The organism is Mycolicibacterium rutilum (assembly GCF_900108565.1).
GTDB classification, from domain to species: Bacteria; Actinomycetota; Actinomycetes; order Mycobacteriales; family Mycobacteriaceae; genus Mycobacterium; species Mycobacterium rutilum.
Genome location: NZ_LT629971.1, coordinates 644,980 through 661,946, shown reverse-complemented (window position 1 = coordinate 661,946; position 16,967 = coordinate 644,980). Strand labels below are relative to the sequence as shown.

Annotated in this window: 14 protein-coding genes and 1 riboswitch; of the genes, 10 read left to right on the top strand and 4 right to left on the bottom strand. The window is 68.3% G+C overall.

Going from position 1 to position 16,967, the window contains the following annotated elements:
* Position 1: 1 nt before the first annotated feature.
* From BLW81_RS03225 to glnX, 3 genes are read right to left on the bottom strand one after another with little or no spacing between them, the layout of a single operon-like run.
* Complete coding sequence (locus tag BLW81_RS03225; protein ID WP_083405957.1) at positions 2-2,257, bottom strand: serine/threonine-protein kinase PknG; 2,256 nt, start codon at positions 2,255-2,257, stop codon at positions 2-4.
* Positions 2,257-3,216 carry a glutamate ABC transporter substrate-binding protein gene (locus BLW81_RS03220; protein ID WP_083405956.1) on the bottom strand — a complete coding sequence of 320 codons (960 nt, stop codon included), beginning with the start codon at positions 3,214-3,216 and terminating at the stop codon, positions 2,257-2,259. The genes BLW81_RS03225 and BLW81_RS03220 overlap by 1 nt, the downstream gene beginning before the upstream one ends.
* Positions 3,216-4,535 (bottom strand): protein kinase G-activating protein GlnX, encoded by a 1,320-nt coding sequence (gene glnX / locus BLW81_RS03215; protein WP_083405955.1) that lies wholly within the window; start codon positions 4,533-4,535, stop codon positions 3,216-3,218. The genes BLW81_RS03220 and glnX overlap by 1 nt, the downstream gene beginning before the upstream one ends.
* 111 nt (positions 4,536-4,646) lie before the next feature.
* On the opposite strand from glnX, the gene BLW81_RS03210 reads away from it, so the two are divergent.
* Positions 4,647-5,153: an NUDIX hydrolase gene (locus BLW81_RS03210; RefSeq protein WP_083405954.1), complete on the top strand. Its 507-nt coding sequence runs from the start codon at positions 4,647-4,649 to the stop codon at positions 5,151-5,153.
* Here the strand turns inward: BLW81_RS03210 and thiE are convergent.
* Entirely contained in the window at positions 5,137-5,808 is a 672-nt protein-coding gene (gene thiE, locus BLW81_RS03205; protein ID WP_083405953.1) for a thiamine phosphate synthase, read from the bottom strand. The two genes, BLW81_RS03210 and thiE, sit on opposite strands and share 17 nt — an antisense overlap.
* A 24-nt stretch (positions 5,809-5,832) precedes the next feature.
* Positions 5,833-5,940: riboswitch (TPP riboswitch) on the top strand.
* On the opposite strand from thiE, the gene thiO reads away from it, so the two are divergent.
* The 9 genes from thiO (at position 5,931) to BLW81_RS03160 (ending at position 16,949) form a co-directional block, all read left to right on the top strand.
* Complete coding sequence (gene thiO / locus BLW81_RS03200; protein ID WP_083410290.1) at positions 5,931-6,941, top strand: glycine oxidase ThiO; 1,011 nt, start codon at positions 5,931-5,933, stop codon at positions 6,939-6,941. It overlaps the preceding riboswitch by 10 nt.
* The gene (gene thiS / locus BLW81_RS03195) at positions 6,938-7,135 is read left to right on the top strand and encodes a sulfur carrier protein ThiS (RefSeq protein WP_083405952.1); all 198 of its coding nucleotides are present in this window, start codon (positions 6,938-6,940) and stop codon (positions 7,133-7,135) included. The genes thiO and thiS overlap by 4 nt, the downstream gene beginning before the upstream one ends.
* Complete coding sequence (thiG, locus tag BLW81_RS03190; RefSeq protein WP_083405951.1) at positions 7,128-7,886, top strand: thiazole synthase; 759 nt, start codon at positions 7,128-7,130, stop codon at positions 7,884-7,886. The genes thiS and thiG overlap by 8 nt, the downstream gene beginning before the upstream one ends.
* Entirely contained in the window at positions 7,883-8,644 is a 762-nt protein-coding gene (locus BLW81_RS03185; RefSeq protein WP_157897564.1) for an SGNH/GDSL hydrolase family protein, read from the top strand. The genes thiG and BLW81_RS03185 overlap by 4 nt, the downstream gene beginning before the upstream one ends.
* A 12-nt stretch (positions 8,645-8,656) precedes the next feature.
* Positions 8,657-9,568 carry an ABC transporter ATP-binding protein gene (locus tag BLW81_RS03180; protein WP_083405949.1) on the top strand — a complete coding sequence of 304 codons (912 nt, stop codon included), beginning with the start codon at positions 8,657-8,659 and terminating at the stop codon, positions 9,566-9,568.
* Positions 9,565-10,317, top strand: a complete 753-nt coding sequence (locus BLW81_RS03175) for an ABC transporter permease (RefSeq protein ID WP_083405948.1) — start codon at positions 9,565-9,567, stop codon at positions 10,315-10,317. The genes BLW81_RS03180 and BLW81_RS03175 overlap by 4 nt, the downstream gene beginning before the upstream one ends.
* Positions 10,318-11,047: 730 nt before the next feature.
* A complete protein-coding gene (locus tag BLW81_RS03170; protein ID WP_083405947.1) occupies positions 11,048-14,974 on the top strand; it encodes a beta strand repeat-containing protein in 3,927 nt (1,308 codons plus the stop codon).
* 2 nt (positions 14,975-14,976) lie between these two features.
* Entirely contained in the window at positions 14,977-15,594 is a 618-nt protein-coding gene (locus BLW81_RS03165) for a hypothetical protein (protein WP_083405946.1), read from the top strand.
* Between the two features lie 5 nt (positions 15,595-15,599).
* Positions 15,600-16,949, top strand: coding sequence for an HTTM domain-containing protein (locus BLW81_RS03160; RefSeq protein WP_083410289.1), 1,350 nt, complete (start codon positions 15,600-15,602; stop codon positions 16,947-16,949).
* Positions 16,950-16,967 lie beyond the last annotated feature (18 nt).

The window sequence follows — 16,967 nt, the reverse complement described above, 5'->3', positions numbered from 1 at the left end:
GTCAGAACGTGCTGGTCGGCCGGACGCTGTTGGCGAGGTCGACCAGCGCGTAGCGGTGCGCCTGGGTAGGAGCCACCCTCGCCAGCGCGCGCAGCGACGCCTCCACGCCGAGCTGCAACCCGTGCTCGGTGAACGGGAAGCCCAGGATGTGGTTGGTGCTCGCGGAGTTGTCGGCGAGCCAGTCCATCGCGGTGCCGAGCACCAGCGCGCGGATCTGAAGCACCCGCGGCTCGGTGTCGGGCAGCGCCTCCACCCGGCGGGCCGCATCGCGGATCTGCTGTTCGGTGATCTCGCTCGATGACCGACCCGACAGCAGCGTCACCGCGCTGGTGAGCCGGGCGGTGGTGAAGTGCCGCGACATCGCAGGCACCTTGTCGAGGGTCTTCACGGCGGCGTCGCGCTCACCGGCGGCCGACTGCGCGCGGGCCAGCCCGAAACCGGCCGAGATCACCCCGTTGTCCGTGGACCACACGGTGTTGTAGAACTTGCCGGCGTCAGCGGCTCCGGCCAGTTCGGCGGTGGCCGCCAGCGCCAGCTTCGGCGCCAGCTCGCCGGGCATGGTGTCGAGCACCTCGGTGAAATGCTTTGTCGCCGAGTCATAATCGGCCGTCAGGAGCTCGGAGACGGCCTTGAACCAGACCATCCGCCATGCCCAGCCGGCCCGTTCCGCGAGGTCTTCGAGCTTGCGGGTGGCTTTGGCCACGTCGCCGAGGTCGAGCAGGGCGCGCACCTCCATCAGCGGCAGCTCAACCGAATTCGACAGGTCGATGCCCTCGGAGTCCAGTGCGCCGTGGCGCGCCGCCCGCAACTGGTCGAGCGTCTGCACGGGCTGGCTGACCACGCTGGCCGACAACACCGGCGCCCCGACATCGGTGGGGTCCACCAGTGGAACCGGCAGCGCCTTGACGATCTCCTGCGCGGTCAGCCGCTCGGAGTGCACCTGACCGTCGAGATAGACATCGGTGTGGGCAACCAGCAGGTCGATGCCGAACGTCGAGCGGGTCGGCGAGAAAACCGTCGACAGACCGGGTTTCGGTGATCCGGTGTCCTTGGCGACGACCTCGCGCAGCACGCCGAGTAGCTGTCCGGACATCTCGTCAGCGCTGCCGAACCGGCGCCGCGGGTCCGGGTCGATCGCCCGGCGTAGCACACGGCCGAACGAGTCGTACTCGGCGAGCACCGGATCGTCTTCGGGTAGGCCGTCGACATAGCGGCCCTTGCGGGTGCGCAGCTTCAGCGTCAGCGACGCCAGCGTGCGCCCGACGGTGTAGATGTCGGTCGCGACGGTCGGCCCGGTGCGCACGATCTCGGGTGCCTGGTAGCCCGGCGTGCCGTAGAGGTAGCCGAACGAGTTGATCGTCGACACCGCGCCGAGGTCGATGAGCTTGAGCTGCTCCTCGGTGATCATGATGTTCTCGGGTTTGAGGTCGTTGTAGGTGAGCCCGATCGAGTGCAGATACCCCATGGAGGGCAGGATTTCGAGCATGTACCCGATGGCCTGGGCGACCGGCAGCTTCTCGCCCTTCGCCTGCTTGAGCGACGTGCCGCCGACGTACTCCATCACGATGTAACCGACGGGGTTGCCGTGCTTGTCGGCGTGCTCGACGAAGTTGTAGATCTTCACGATGCCGGGATGGGTGACCTCGGCCAGGAACTGCCGCTCGGCCATCGCGATCTTCTGCGCCTCGGCGTCGCCGGAGTGCACCAGACCCTTGAGCACGACCGGACGTTCGTTGACGTTGTGATCGAAGGCCAGGTAGACCCAACCCAGGCCGCCGTGCGCGATACACCCCTTGATCTCGTACTGGTCGGCGACCATGTCGCCCGGATTCAGCTGCGGCAGAAACGAATACGGGCTACCGCAGTGGGGGCACTCGCCTTCCGACTGGGCAGGGGCGCCGCCGTGTGACCGGCCGACCGGGCGGCCGCAGTTCCAGCAGAACCGTTTCGACTCGGCGACAACGGGATTGGTCATCAACGCTTCGAGCGGATCCTTGGCGGGCACGCGCGGGATCTCCACGAGGCCGCCGCCCAGGCGCCGGGTGCGCGACAGCGCCCTTGTCGTCGTCGAATGGTCCTGCGGTTCGGTGTCGCCGGTGCCCGCCGACATGCCGTCGTCGTCATCGTCGAACTGCGGACGGAACACGGCCTGCGTCGCCATCGGGCGCACCGTCGACACCGAATCCATGCCCATGTCGTCGAAGCTGGCCGGTTGGGTGCCCGGGCCCTCGTCGTCGAATTCTTCGATGCCGGCCATCAGTCCGAATACCTCGCGACCGGGGGCGCGGGCGCCGGGCCGAGCACCGTGAGCCACTTGCGGTACAACGTGTTCCACGTGCCGTCGCGGCGGATCCGCTCGAGCGTGCCGTTGACGAACCGCACCAGGCCCGTGTTCTGCAAGTTCACCCCGATGCCGTACGGCTCCTCGTTGAGGCTCGGCCCGACGATGTGTAGATACGGATCCTGGGACACCAGCCCGGCCAGGATGGAGTCGTCGGTGCTGACCGCCTCGACCTGGCGCTGCTGCAACGCCACCAGGCAGTCGGCCCACGTCACCACACCGACGATGATCGGCGGCGGGGTGATCTGCTGGATCCGCTGCAGCGACGTGGTGCCCTTGGCGACACACACCCGCCGGCCCGACAGATCGGTGGCCTGCCGGATCGTCGAGTCGCGCTGGGCCAGGATGCGTTGATTGGCGGTCAGGTACACCGTGGAGAACCCGACGTGCTTCTTGCGCTCGCAGGTGATGGTCATGGTCTTGACGACGACGTCCACCTGGTTGTTCTGCAGCGCGGCGATCCGGTCGGCCGACGACATGATCCGATACTCGACCTGCGACGGGGTGCCGAAGATGTCGCGGGCGATCTCACCGGCGATGTCGACGTCGAAGCCGGTGATCTGACCGGTGATCGGATCGCGGAACGAGAACAGGTTGCTGCCGATGTCCAACCCGACGATCAGCCGGCCCCGGGTCCGGATGTTCTCGACTGCCCTGTCGGCCTGGGCCTTGGTCGGGAACGGGCGCAAGCTCTCCGTGCGGTTGCAGTCCTCGGTGGCCTCCTCGGGGACCCGCACCGGCTCCGGCGCGATCTCCTCCATCCCCGCCGGGGTCGGCGGCGCCAACGTGACGCCGGGCGTCGACGTCATCGACGCCGCCTGCGTGCACCCGGTCAACAGCAGCGCCGCGGTAAGCAGGATCCCGAAAAGCCTCATCACCTGTACTCACTCAGCCTCGGCCACAACCCCAGCGCCACCGCGATCGCCGCCACCACGCTGAGCACCGCGGCGCCCACCGTCGCGCCAGACAGCACGCGGTGCGCATTGACGATGTCGTTGCGCAGCTGCGTGCGGCTTTCCTCAATACCCTTGCTCAGCGCCGCGTCGAGCTTGTTGAACGCCGGCGTGGAGTCGTCCTCACCGGTGCCCAGCGCCACCTGTGTGGCGGCCTGATAGTTGCCGACGCCGATGTAGGCGTTGATCCGGTCGTCGGCCGCGCGCCACCGCCGCAACAGTTCCTCGGCGTCGGCGAGGTCGGTTTTGTCGATCGCATCCTCGCGCGCCAGGTAGTCCGACAGCTGCTGCTGCATCATGTCGATGCGCTGGTAGTAGGACTGCTTGCGCACCGTCTCGTCACCGCGGCGGATCAGCGACAGCGTCTCGTCGGCGCGCGCCTGCTGCGCGGTGATCGCCAGGTTGGTGACGGTCTTGAGCGATTCGGCGGCGGTGCCCTTGGCGCTGCGGCTGTCGGCGGTCGAGATGATCAGCGCGGTGCCGACCCAGATCAGCATGATCAGCACCGCCAGCCCACCGGCGACGAAACCGATGTTGATCCGTCTGCGGGTGCGCCGGGCCAGCCAGCGGCTGGCGAACGCCCCGAACAACAGCGTCGCCAGCACGACCAGGATCACCGGGCCGGGGATGCGGGTCGACGCCGTGGTTTCGGCGTCCACCCGCGCGGAGGTCAGCTCGTAGAGCCGCTGTGCGCCGGGCAGGATCTGGCTCTGCATCAACGCCGACGCCTCGGACAGGTACGACGAACCGACAGGGTTGCCGGAACGGTTGTTGGTGCGCGCGGTCTCGACCAACCCGGTGTAGACCGACAGCTGGGCGTTGACCCGGCCCAGCAACTGGACGAGGTCCTCGTCGGTGAGTCCGCTGGACGCGCGGGTGACGGCGACCGACGCGTCGGTGATGGCCTGTTCGTAGCGTTGCCGGACGTCGCGGGGTTCGGCGCCGGCGATGAACGCCGTCGCCGCGGCGGCGTCGGCGACCGACAATGTCGTGTACAGCTGGCCGGCGGCGAACGCCAGCGGCTCGGTGTGGTTGAGCACCGTGGTCAGCGCCTGCTGGCGGTCGTTGATCGTGGTCGAGGTGGCGAACGCGCTGGCAATGACCAGCGCCGACAGCACCACACCGATCGTCAGGATGCGGCCGGGCGTCGTCCACAGGAACCACCAGCGCGGGTGCGCCGGGGTGCTCGGTGACCGCGATGCGAGCGGCTCCGTCGACGGGTGCGCCAACTCCACAGTCACGTGCGCGCGGACCTCATCAGCATCGCTTTCCGGCTCGTTGTTCCGACCGCTCTCACTCTATGAAAGAAGTCTAAGAGCTTCCGGCAGCGCGGGCGGCCCTATTGTTGACGCGTGCGTGGCGATGGTGACGGCTGGGTGGTGTCCGACAGCCGTCAGGCTTTCTGGGGACGGTTCGGGGCGGCGGGGCTGATGTTGCGGGCGCCGGGCCACAACGGTGCGCCGGCCGTGCTGCTGCAGCACCGGGCGGCGTGGAGTCATCAGGGCGGCACCTGGGGACTGCCGGGCGGCGCGCGGGACAGCCACGAGACGGCCGAACAGGCCGCGATCCGGGAGGCCCACGAGGAGGCCGGCCTGGCCGAGGACCAGGTGACGGTCCGCAAAGTCGTGGTGACCAAGGAGGTCGTCGCGTCCGACGGCGCGCGCTGGAGCTACACGACCGTGATCGCAGACGCGCCCGAGATGCTGGCCACCGTGCCCAACCGCGAGAGCGCCGAACTGCGCTGGGTCTCGGTCGACGAGGTCGCCGAGCTGCCGCTGCATCCGGGGTTCGCCGCGAGCTGGCAGCTGTTGCGGCAGGAGTCCGCCGCGATCCCGCTGCTGGTCAACCGTCAGTCGTAAGCGCGTCCTTCAGCTGCTGCCCGGCCGCCCGCGGATCGTCGGCCGCCGTGATCGCCCGCACCACGACGACGCGGCGCGCGCCCGCGGCCAGCACCTCCGGGAGCCGCTGGGCGTCGACGCCGCCGATCGCGAACCACGGCTTGTCGGTGTGCAGTCCGGCGGCGTAGCGGACCAGGTCGAGGCCGGGAGCGGGGCGGCCCGGTTTGGTCGGGGTCGGCCAGCACGGACCGACACAGAAATAGTCGACGGCTTCGGCGACCGCGGCATCCACCTGCGCGGCGTCGTGCGTGGACCGGCCGATCACCGGCTCGGCTCCGACGATGCCGCGCGCGACGGACAGCGGCAGGTCGTCCTGGCCCAGGTGCAGGACGTCGGCGCCGGCGGCCAGCGCGATATCGGCGCGGTCGTTGACGGCCAGCAGCGCGCCGTGCCGTCGTGCGGCGTCAGCCAGCACCTCGAGCGCGTCGAGTTCCTGGCGGGCCTCCAGCGGCCCGAACCGCTGCTCGCCGGGCGAACCCTTGTCGCGCAGCTGGACGATGTCCACGCCGCCGGCCAACGCCGCGTCGACGAATTCAGCCAGGTCACCGCGCTCGCGGCGGGCGTCGGTGCACAGGTACAGCGATGCGGAGGCCAGGCGTTCCCGAGGTTTGTGCACACCGCGACGCTAGCGACTACCGTGGGACGTCGACACGGGAGTCCCGGGACGGGGGCTGAGAGTGGGCGCGCCGCCCTTACCGTCACACCTGATCCGGATCATGCCGGCGAAGGGAGAGGAAGGTGACCGGAAATAGTCTCGCCGTCATCGGCGGTGGTGTCATCGGGCTCGCGGTCGCACGCCGCGCGCTGCTCGACGGCTGGACGGTTCGTGTACACCGCACCGAGGACCGCGGTGCGTCGTGGGTCGCCGGGGGCATGCTCGCCCCGCACAGCGAGGGCTGGCCGGGCGAGGAAAAGCTGCTGAACGTCGGCCTGGAGTCGCTGCGGCTGTGGCACAGCGGGTTTCTCGACGGCCTGCCCGCTGACGTGGTCACCGCGCGCGAGTCGCTGGTCGTCGCGGTCGACCGCGCCGACGCCGCCGACCTCAAGACGGTCGGCGAATGGCTCGCCGCGCAAGGGCATCCGGTGACGATGACCTCCAGCGCGCGCGACATCGAGCCGCTGCTCGCCCAGGGAATCCGGCATGGGTTCCGCGCGGAAACCGAACTGGCCGTTGACAATCGCGCGGTCGTTCAGGCCTTGTCCTCGCACTGTGAGCGGCTCGGGGTGCAGTGGGCGCCGCCGGTGGCCGACCTCGCCGACGCCGAGGCGGACACGGTGGTGATCGCCAACGGGATCGACGCGCCCACCCTGTGGCCGGATCTGCCGATTCGGCCGGTCAAGGGTGAGGTGCTGCGGTTGCGGTGGCGCCGCGGGTGCATGCCGGTGCCGCAGCGGGTGATCCGCGCACGCGTGCACGGCAGACAGGTGTATCTGGTGCCGCGGGCCGACGGCGTCGTCGTCGGCGCCACCCAGTACGAACACGGCCGCGACACCGCGCCGGCGGTGACGGGCGTGCGCGAATTGCTCGACGACGCGTGCGCGGTGCTGCCCGCGCTCGGCGAGTACGAACTCGCCGAGTGTGCCGCGGGACTGCGGCCGATGACGCCGGACGGGTTACCGATCGTCCGGCGGCTCGATGAGCGCACACTGGTGGCCGCGGGCCATGGACGTAACGGGTTCCTGCTCGCGCCGTGGACCGCGCAGCGGATCGCGGCGGAGCTCGATGTGACAGTTGGAGTAGGTCGATGAAGGTCACCGTCAATGATGAAGCGGTGGAAGTGGATTCCGCCATCACCGTCGCCGGGCTGTTGGAACAGCTCGGCTTTCCGGAGAAGGGCATCGCGGTCGCGGTCGACTGGTCGGTGCTGCCCAAGTCGGAGTGGCACACCGCGCTGGCCGACGGGGCCCGCGTGGAGGTCGTGACGGCGGTGCAGGGTGGCTGACTCGAAGCTTACGATCGCCGGGCGCGAGTTCGGGTCGCGACTGATCCTGGGCACCGGCGGCGCGGCCAACCTGGCCGTCCTCGAGGAGGCGCTGGTCGCGTCCGGCACCGAGTTGACGACGGTCGCGATGCGACGGGTGGACGCCGACGGCGGCACCGGCGTGCTCGACTTGCTCAACCGGCTCGGGATCACCCCGCTGCCCAACACGGCGGGCTGTCGCGGCGCCGCCGAGGCGGTGATGACCGCACAGCTCGCCCGCGAGGCGCTGAACACCGACTGGGTGAAGCTGGAGGTCATCGCCGACGATCGCACACTGCTTCCCGACGCCGTCGAACTCGTCAGGGCCGCAGAGCAATTGGTCGACGACGGGTTCACCGTGCTGCCGTACACCAACGACGATCCGGTGCTGGCCCGTCGTCTTCAGGACACCGGGTGCGCCGCGGTGATGCCGTTGGGGTCGCCGATCGGCACCGGGTTGGGCATCGCGAACCCGCACAACATCGAGATGATCGTCGACGCCGCCTCGGTGCCGGTGATCCTCGACGCGGGCATCGGCACCGCCAGCGACGCCGCGATGGCGATGGAACTGGGTTGCGACGCAGTGCTTCTCGCGACGGCGGTCACGCGGGCCGCGGACCCGCCGACCATGGCCGCAGCGATGGCCGCCGCGGTCACCGCCGGGCACCTCGCACGGCGGGCGGGCCGCATCCCGAAGCGGTTCTGGGCGCAGGCCTCCAGCCCCGCCCTATGAGTCGCTATGTGGCGCTGGGCAGTTCGATGGCCGCCGGTCCGGGTATCCGGCCGCGTGCCACCGGGTCACCGCGGCGGGCGGGTCGCTCGCAGCGCAACTACCCCCATCTGGTCGCCGCCCGGTTGGGTCTCGACCTCGTCGACGTCACGTACTCCGGGGCCACCACCGCCCATATACTGACCGAACCGCAACACGGTGAGCCGCCGCAGATTTCGGCGCTCGACGGCACCGAGGAGCTCGTGACGATCACAATCGGCGGCAACGACGTCGGCTATGTGCCGATGCTGGCGGTCGCCGGCCTGCCGCACATGCTGCGCGCCGTGCCGCTGATCGGCGGCCTGCTGCGCGCACAGGTCGACCGCAGTGCCCGTGACGCGGCGCTGCGCCAGGTTGGCGCGGCGCTCGAGACGGTCGGACGGGAGGTGCGGGCGCGGTCGCCGCACGCGCGGGTGTGCTTCGTCGACTACCTCACGCTGCTGCCGCCGGCCGGCACCCCGGCGCCGCCGCTGTCCGACGCCGACGCCGACACCGGCCGGCACATCGCCGACGCGCTCGAACGCGCCACCGCCGAAGCGGCCGCGGCGACCGGCTGCCAGGTCGTGAAGGTCGCCGAACCGAGTCGTGCGCACCACGCCTGGTCGCAGGACCCCTGGACCACGACGACCGGGCTGCCGCTTCCGGGGCGCCCAGCGCCGTTGCACCCGAACGCCGCGGGGATGAGTGCCGTGGCGGACCTGGTTGTGGCGCAGGTGAGCTGAAATAGTGGGCCGATGATCGAATTGGCCGGTCTCACCAAGGTGTTCGGCCGGACCCGGGCCGTCGACGACCTCACCTGCACGATCGAACCAGGGCTGGTGACCGGCTTCCTCGGCCCGAACGGCGCGGGGAAGTCCACCACCATGCGGATGATCCTCGGGCTGGACCACCCGACGTCGGGCACCGCGACGATCAACGGGCGTGCCTACCGTCGGCTGGCCGATCCGCTGCGCAGCGTCGGCGCGCTGCTCGACGCGCGGCAGGCCCACCCCAACCGGTCGGCGCGCAACCACCTGCGCTGGATCGCGGCGAGTAACCGCATTCCGACCAAGCGGGTCGACGAGGTGCTGGAGATGGTGGGCCTCGGCACCGTCGCCGGGAAACGGGTCGGCACTTTGTCGCTGGGCATGAGTCAGCGGTTGGGCATCGCGGCGGCGCTGCTCGGCGACCCGCCGGTGCTGTTGTTCGACGAACCGGTCAACGGCCTGGATCCAGAGGGCATCCGGTGGGTCCGCACGCTCATGCGCAGCCTGGCCGCCGAGGGGCGCACGGTGTTCGTGTCCAGCCACCTACTGGCCGAGATGGCCAACACGGCCGACCGCCTGGTGGTGATCGGCCGGGGCCGGCTGATCGCGTCGACGACGGTCAGCGAGTTCGTCGGGCGCTCCGGCGCAGGGGCGGTGCGGGTACGCAGCCCGCAGGCGAGCTCACTGCAGCGCGTGCTGGCCGAGGCCGGTCTGGCGGCGCAGTCCGATGCCACGGGCTCGGCCCTTGTGGTGACCGGGACGACGACCGACGTGATCGGGGATCTGGCCGCCCGCAACGGGATCACGCTGCACGAATTGAGCGCCCGGCAAGCCTCACTGGAGGAGGCGTACATGGCGCTCACCGACGGAGCCGTCGAGTATCGGACGTCGGGCGCATGAACGCGGTAGCGGTGTTCGACGCCGAGCGGATCAAACTGGCGACCACGCGGTCGTCGGTGTGGATCGCCGTCGGGGTCGCGGCGTTGAGCCTGGCGCTGGCCGCCCTGCAGGGGGGCCTGGCCTCCTCGCCGCTGGAACCGCAACGGGCCGCCCTGGGAATCGCGGTCTTCGGTGTGCCGGTGCTGACGGTGCTCGCGTCGATGACGGTCACAGCCGAATACCGCAGCGGGATGATCCGCACGACGTTCATCGCGGCGCCGAACCGGAGCTTGGTGCTGATGTGCAAAGCGCTTGTGGTGGCGCTGTTTTCAGCCGTATACGCGGCCGTGCTGGTCATCTGTTCCGTCCTGGTCGCCCGCGCGGTCGCGGCGGTGCCCGCGGGAGCGGAGCTTTCGGCGTCGTCGCCGGCGGTCTGGCGGGTCGCCGGCGCGGTCGGGCTCTACGCGGCGCTCGCCGCGGTGCTCGGGGTCGCCGTCGGCGCGCTGCTGCGGGCGGGACCCGGTGCGGTGGCGGTGTTGCTGCTGTGGCCGCTGGTGGTGGAGCCCATGCTCGGAAACCTGCCCGACGTGGGACCGCGCGTCGGCCCGTATCTACCGTTCGCCAACATCTTCCTGGTTACCGAGGTGCCCTGGTTGTATCCGGTGTACGACATGCCGTGGGGGCCGGCGGGGTCGCTCGTGTTCTTTGTCGCGTTGGTCGCCGCGCTGTTCGCCGGGGCGGTCGCGGTGGTCAACATGCGTGACGCCTGAGAGCCCGGCACACCCGGCATCGAACGCGGCGCCCAGCCCCGGCGTCACGATGCCACCGATGCAGCAACTTGTCGGTGCGATGAATTCATGGCAAAGCCCGCGGTTGACGCGCACGTCAAAAATCTTGGGCTGTTCTTCGGAGGTCGAACGTGCCCGCGACGGCGATCTTGATGCTCTGATCTGTGCTTTTGCAATGACCGGAGGTGTTGTATCAGGTCCCTTGACGGGCGGAAACGCAGGAATCCGTCAGGGCGGCCAGCAAACTACCTGCCAAGCATCAGCGCTAGTGTAATTTGTTTGCTGACTTCCGGGGGGGGCGCTGAGTGACAACTGTGGCTAGATCAGGCCGACTGCCGCACGTAGCCGATCCCAATCAGCGAACTACCGGGTTGACGAGGGCCTTTGAAGCGACTAGCGCGCCGTGGCCGCGCTCGAGGGGGTTGCCCGCTACGGAGGGAGCAACCGTTCCCGACCGGACTTCGTACCGTTCGTGACGCTAAATAGTTCGCTTAGCGAAAGAAGCTAGCGAATTTTGCTGACGGTGTGGCAAAATCCCGCCGCAAGGGCCATTAGTCCCATTTTTGGGACATATGCCCCATCCGGGGTTGAAGCAGAACCGCCTGGTTCTGCGGTGAGAAGGGTCGGGTCGATGGGTGATACGCCGGCGCGGGGACGCCACCGCGCTTCGAAGAGGAAGCCGGGCGGCAGCGGCCAAGTCGAGGCAGCGTCGATGTCGGGCGGCCGCCATCGCGCGACGCAGAATCCTCTGGTCAAGCCCCGCACGGTCGGCTTCAGCCTGTTCGCCGGCGGTATGGCGCTCACGCTGGCTCAGTACCAGGCGCCGCCGACGGTCTCGATCCAACTGGTGAATGCCCCCGGCGCGCTCGGGTCCGGACAGGTGCCGCTCGCGCCAGCCGATGACGACGGCGGCGCCGACAGCACTTCAGGTGGCAGCGATGACGACGGCAACACCGGCAGCGGCGGCGACACGGACGGCGGTGCCGACGGCGGAAGCACCGGCGGCGACAGTCGCCCGAAAACCCGGGTAGGCGCCGGCACGACGACCGGCGGCGCGATCGGCACGACTTCTGGCGGCGACGAGGAGGAGTCGGAGTCGGACTCCAGTCGCCGGACAACCTCCTCGGACCCGGAGAGGGCGTTCGGCCCGACCGCCCTGCTTGGTGGGCTCGTCGGCGGACTCACGGACACGGTCGGCGGGGTGACGAACGGCCTCACCGACACGGTCGGTGGCGTGACGAACGGGCTGACCGACACGGTCGGTGGCGTCACGGACGGACTCACCACCGCCGATGTCACCGGGTCGCTCGGCAGTGTCACCGACACGCTGGGCGACGTGACAGGAAGCGTCACCAACACCGTGGGTGACGTCACCGGCGGTGTCGACGACCTGACGGGTGGAGTGACGGATACGCTCGGTGATGTCACTGACACGGTCGGCGATGTGACCAACACTGTCGGTTTGACCGACACGTTGGGTGGGGTGACCGACACCCTCGGCGACGTGACCGACACCGTCGGCGACGTGACCAACGGCGTGACCGGCACGGTCGGCGATGTCACCGACACGGTCGGCGGGATCACCAATGACGTGACCGGGACTCTCGGCGATGTCACCGACGGGCTCACGACTGCCGATGTGACAGGCACTTTGGGCGATGTCACCGACACCTTGGGTGATGTCACCGGCGGCGTGACCGACACCCTGGGCGATGTCACGGACACAGTCGGCAACGTGACGGGTGGAGTGACGGACACGCTCGGTGATGTCACCGACACCGTGGGCGATGTGACCAACACCGTCGGTTTGACCGACACGTTGGGTGGGGTGACGGACACCCTCGGCGATGTCACCGACACGGTCGGTGACGCCACGGGCGGGGTGACCGACACGCTCGGCGACGTGACCGACACTGTTGGTGGGATCACCAACGACGTGACCGGGACTCTCGGTGATGTCACCGACGGGCTCACGACTGCCGATGTGACAGGCACTTTGGGCGACGTGACCGACACCTTGGGTGATGTCACCGGCGGCGTGACCGACACCCTGGGCGATGTCACCGACACCGTTGGTGGGATCACCAACGACGTGACGGACACGCTCGGTGATGTCACCGACACGGTCGGCGATGTGACCAACACCGTCGGTTTGACCGACACGTTGGGTGGGGTGACCGACACTTTGGGTGACGTGACCGACACGGTCGGCGGGATCACCAACGGCGTCACCGACACCGTTGGAGACGTCACCGACACCGTCGGCGGGATCACCAGCGATGTGACGAACACCGTCGGCGGTGTCACCGATGGCCTCACGACTGCTGATGTGACAGGCACTTTGGGTGATGTCACCGACACCTTGGGTGATGTCACCGGTGGGGTGACCGATACCCTGGGCGATGTCACCGACACGGTCGGCGACGTCACGGGTGGAGTGACGGACACGCTCGGTGATGTCACTGACACGGTCGGCGATGTGACCAACACCGTCGGTTTGACCGACACGTTGGGTGGGGTGACCGACACCCTCGGCGACGTGACCGACACTGTCGGCGGGATCACCAACGGCGTCACCGACACTGTCGGGGACGTGACCGACACTGTCGGCGGGATCACCAACGACGTGACGAACACCGTCGGTGATGTGACCGATGGGCTCACGACTGCTGATGTGACAGGCACTTTGGGTGATGTCACCGACACCTTGGGTGATGTCACCGGTGGGGTGACCGATACCCTGGGCGATGTCACCGACACCGTTGGTGGGATCACCAACGACGTGACGAATACGGTCGGTGATGTCACCGACACGGTCGGCGATGTGACCAACACCGTCGGTTTGACCGACACGTTGGGTGGGGTGACCGACACCCTCGGCGACGTGACCGACACTGTCGGCGGGATCACCAACGGCGTCACCGACACTGTCGGGGACGTGACCGACACGGTCGGCGGGATCACCAACGACGTGACGAACACCGTCGGTGATGTGACCGATGGGCTCACGACTGCTGATGTGACAGGCACTTTGGGCGACGTCACCGACACGCTCGGTGATGTCACCGGTGGGGTGACCGATACCCTGGGCGACGTCACCGACACCGTTGGTGGGATCACCAACGACGTGACGAATACGGTCGGCGATGTCACCGACACGGTCGGCGATGTGACCAACACGCTGGGGTTGACCGACACGCTCGGCAACGTCACCGACACCCTGGGCGACGTGACCGACACCGTCGGCGGGATCACCAACGACGTGACCGGGACACTCGGAGACGTGACCGACACGGTCGGCGGGATCACCAACGACGTGACGAACACCGTCGGTGATGTGACCGATGGGCTCACGACTGCTGATGTGACAGGCACTTTGGGCGACGTCACCGACACGCTCGGTGATGTCACCGGTGGGGTGACCGATACCCTGGGCGACGTCACCGACACCGTTGGTGGGATCACCAACGACGTGACGAATACGGTCGGCGATGTCACCGACACGGTCGGCGATGTGACCAACACGCTGGGGTTGACCGACACGCTCGGCAACGTCACCGACACCCTGGGCGACGTGACCGACACCGTCGGCGGGATCACCAACGACGTGACCGGGACACTCGGAGACGTGACCGACACCGTCGGTGGGATCACCAACGACGTGACGAACACCGTCGGCGATGTGACCGACGGGCTTACCACCGCTGACGTCACCGGCGTCGTCGGCGATGTGACCGACACCCTGGGCGATGTGCTCGGCGGCGTGACCGACACGCTGGGTGATGTCACCGACACGGTCGGCGACGTGACCGGCGGCGTGACCAACACCCTCGGCGATGTCACCGACACCGTCGGTGATGTAACCAATGATGTGACAAACACTCTGGGCCTGACCGACACCGTCGGCGACGTGCTCGGCAACGTGACCGACACCCTCGGTGATGTCACCGACACGGTCGGCGACGTGACCGACGGCGTCACCGACACCGTGGGCGACGTCACCGACACCGTCGGTGGGATCACCAACGACGTGACGAACACCGTCGGCGATGTGACCGACGGGCTTACCACCGCTGACGTCACCGGCGTCGTCGGCGATGTGACCGACACCCTGGGCGATGTGCTCGGCGGCGTGACCGACACGCTGGGTGATGTCACCGACACGGTCGGCGACGTGACCGGCGGCGTGACCAACACCCTCGGCGATGTCACCGACACCGTCGGTGATGTAACCAATGATGTGACAAACACTCTGGGCCTGACCGACACCGTCGGCGATGTCCTCGGCAACGTGACCGACACCCTCGGTGATGTCACCGACACGCTCGGCGGCATCACCAACGGCTTGACCGACACGCTGGGCGATGTCACCGACACGCTCGGCGACGTGACCGGCAACTTGACCGACACACTCGGCGACGTCACGGGCGACGTCACCGGCGGACTCGACGGCGCCACCGATTCCACCGACGGCAACCCGGGCCGGCCGGATGCGCTCGCCAGCTTCTTCCACTGGCTCGGCGGTCTGATCCAAGGGGTCATCAACTTCTTCGTTCAGCTCATCCGCACGGCCGTCGAACTCGTCTTCGGACAACCGCCGTTCGGGACCAGTGGCGGCAACGGATGGTGGGAGCTGTAGACATGAGCACGGTCACCAAGCAGGAGAACTCGCAGCCCGCGCGAACGTCGCACGCAAAGAGTCGCCGCGCGAAGAAAGTCCGCGCGAAGAAATCGTTGGTGCTGTTCCGGCGGGTCCGCGACATCGGCGTCAGCCTGCTGATCATCGGGATACTCGCTACCGCACTGCTGTCATCGCTACCCAACTCGGTGCTCAAACAGACTGCCGCTCCGATACTTACACCGGTGGCCCGGGCCACCGGGCTCGACCAGAACTGGGGCATGTTCGCCCCTAACCCGCCCCGCACGTTCTCCGTGCTCGAGGTGCACGTGGTCATGCGCGACGGGCAGGACCGCGTCTGGCTCATCAGTGACGACCCGTCGATGCCCGGGTTGTACTGGCGCAAGATCAAAGAGGAAGTCATCAAGCACAAGGAGTTCCGGGACGGGTTGGCCGCCTGGGTCGTGCGCAAGATGACCGACAAAGGTGAGCGCCCGGCACGCGTCGCGATGGTCGTGAAGACCGAAACACTCCCGTTCAAGGGCGAACCCAAGCGGGCGAAGAACATCATCTACGACGTGCGCATTCCCCAGCCGAAGCGCGATCCGCAGCAGACCATCAACCCGGGAGCGCCGAAGTGAAAGCCATGTCCGCCGTCCAGGACCGCGGCCGGCGCGCGGTGAACGCCTGGCAGTCTTTCTGGTTCGGCAAGGAACCCGGCTACACCCTCGGCATCGTGCGAATGGTGTTCGGACTGCTGATGATCGGCTGGACGCTGCTGCTGGCGTCCGACCTCAACGTCGCGTTCGGTACCGACGGCGTCGTTCCGCGTCCGCCGTCGAGGACCTTCACCTGGGGTGTCTTTCATGTCTACGCCAGCGAGAGCGCAGTCCTCATCGGGTGGCTCGTCCTGCTGATCGCCGCGATCGCGCTGACCGTGGGATGGCAGAGCCGAATCGCAGCGATCGTCGTGTTCGTCCTGATCATGTCCTTCGAGCGACGTAATCCGGTGATCTTCAACTCCGGCGACACCGTCATCCGCATCACGGCGCTCTATCTCGCCCTGGCGCCGTGCGGTGCCGCCCTGTCGATGGATCAACGCCGGCGGACCGGGTCGTTCTTCTCGGCCCGCGACATCCGCCCGTGGGCGCTGCGCCTGCTCCAGATCCAGCTGACGATCATCTACGTGACGACGGTCATCCACAAGCTGGCCGGCGAAACCTGGCAGAACGGCACCGCGGTCGGATACTCGCTGCGCCAACGGGACCTGCTCATCGTCCCCACCCCGGACTGGCTGTCACACAATCTGCTGTTCTCCAACGCCCTGACATGGGGCACGCTCGTCATCGAACTGGCGATCGGAATCCTGGTCTGGAAGCGGTCATGGCGGCCCTGGGTGCTGGCCGGCGGCGTGGTCCTGCACCTGTCCATCAGCCTGTTCCTGGAGGTCGGCTTCTTCTCCTGCGCCATGTTCGTGCTCTACCTCGCGTTCATTCCGCCCGAGCGGGCCGAAGCACTCGCGAAAGGCACGCAAACCCGACTCGCCGCGCTCAAGGCGCGCGTCCTCGACAGGTTCTCCGACGAGGACGACGACGAGGAAGACGACGAGGCCGCGTTCGTACCCGCGGCGCCGCGTGAGGAGCCCAGTCCGGCAGACCACACCGAGTCACCCGACCGCGACGACGTTCCGGTTACTGCGTCGCGCCCCGCCGCAACCAACGGGCACCGCCCGCCGCAGCGCCCGCTGCGGGTCAAGTTGCCGACCGAGATCTTCGTCGACCGTCACGGGGACCCGCGTCAGCAACGGATCGTCGAGGCCGGACGGGCCCGCAACGGTAACGGTCACACCGACATCAGCAGTCCGATCCCCGGCGGTCGCCGCAACCCGGACGCGTTGTCGATACCGCTTCCCATCCCCGGGGCCGAGCACTTGTCCGACGCTCCAGCGGGTCGCCATGCCCGCCGAAACGGGGAGCTCACCGGCCACAGGAACTGAGTGCCGGCCAGTCGGCGC

What these genes read in the sequence shown, in the direction of transcription:
- BLW81_RS03175 (WP_083405948.1), top strand. Translation starts at nt 9,565, where the DNA reads ATGAACGCGGTAGCGGTGTTCGACGCCGAGCGGATCAAACTGGCGACC.
- BLW81_RS03220 (WP_083405956.1), bottom strand. Translation starts at nt 3,216, where the DNA reads ATGAGGCTTTTCGGGATCCTGCTTACCGCGGCGCTGCTGTTGACCGGG.
- thiS (WP_083405952.1), top strand. Translation starts at nt 6,938, where the DNA reads ATGAAGGTCACCGTCAATGATGAAGCGGTGGAAGTGGATTCCGCCATC.
- BLW81_RS03225 (WP_083405957.1), bottom strand. Translation starts at nt 2,257, where the DNA reads ATGGCCGGCATCGAAGAATTCGACGACGAGGGCCCGGGCACCCAACCG.
- BLW81_RS03165 (WP_083405946.1), top strand. Translation starts at nt 14,977, where the DNA reads ATGAGCACGGTCACCAAGCAGGAGAACTCGCAGCCCGCGCGAACGTCG.
- BLW81_RS03180 (WP_083405949.1), top strand. Translation starts at nt 8,657, where the DNA reads ATGATCGAATTGGCCGGTCTCACCAAGGTGTTCGGCCGGACCCGGGCC.
- BLW81_RS03160 (WP_083410289.1), top strand. Translation starts at nt 15,600, where the DNA reads ATGTCCGCCGTCCAGGACCGCGGCCGGCGCGCGGTGAACGCCTGGCAG.
- BLW81_RS03170 (WP_083405947.1), top strand. Translation starts at nt 11,048, where the DNA reads ATGTCGGGCGGCCGCCATCGCGCGACGCAGAATCCTCTGGTCAAGCCC.
- BLW81_RS03185 (WP_157897564.1), top strand. Translation starts at nt 7,883, where the DNA reads ATGAGTCGCTATGTGGCGCTGGGCAGTTCGATGGCCGCCGGTCCGGGT.